Source organism: Mycobacterium sp. Soil_C_30, from assembly GCF_057656995.1.
Genome location: NZ_JBDGJH010000057.1, coordinates 1 through 602, shown reverse-complemented (window position 1 = coordinate 602; position 602 = coordinate 1). Strand labels below are relative to the sequence as shown.

At 66.8% G+C, this 602-nt stretch carries 1 protein-coding gene; it reads left to right on the top strand.

Annotated elements, in window-relative coordinates:
- Positions 1-602 (top strand): AMP-binding protein (locus AC3A6P_RS36095; RefSeq protein WP_487697456.1); only part of this gene is annotated, 602 nt, incomplete at both ends.

Here is a 602-nt window from a genome sequence, read left to right as displayed (position 1 = left end):
AAAGACGAGGTGTCCCAAGCCGCCAACACCCTGACCGAACTCGGCCTGCAGGCCGGCGACCGGGTGGCCATCTACATGCCGATGGTCCCCGAAGCCATCGTGGCGATGCTGGCGTGCGCCCGCCTCGGCGTCATGCACAGCGTCGTGTTCGCCGGATTCTCCGCCTCCGCGCTCAAGGCCCGCATCGAGGACGCCTCGGCCAAACTGGTGATCACCACCGACGGCCAGTACCGCCGCGGGCAGGCCGTGTCCTTGAAAGCCGGCGTCGACGAAGCCATCGCCGGCCTCGGCCAGGACAGCCCCGTCGAGCACGTTCTGGTGGTGCGCCGCACCGGAATCGACGTCGACTGGACCGAAGACCGCGACCTCTGGTGGGACGAAATCGTGCCCAAGGCGTCCACCGAGCACACCCCGGAGGCGTTCGAGTCCGAGCACCCGCTGTTCCTGCTGTACACCTCGGGCACCACCGGCAAGCCCAAGGGCATCATGCACACCTCGGGCGGCTACCTCACCCAGGCCTCCTACACCCATTTCAATGTCTTCGACATCAAACCCGAGACCGACGTGTACTGGTGCACTGCCGACATCGGCTGGGTCACCGG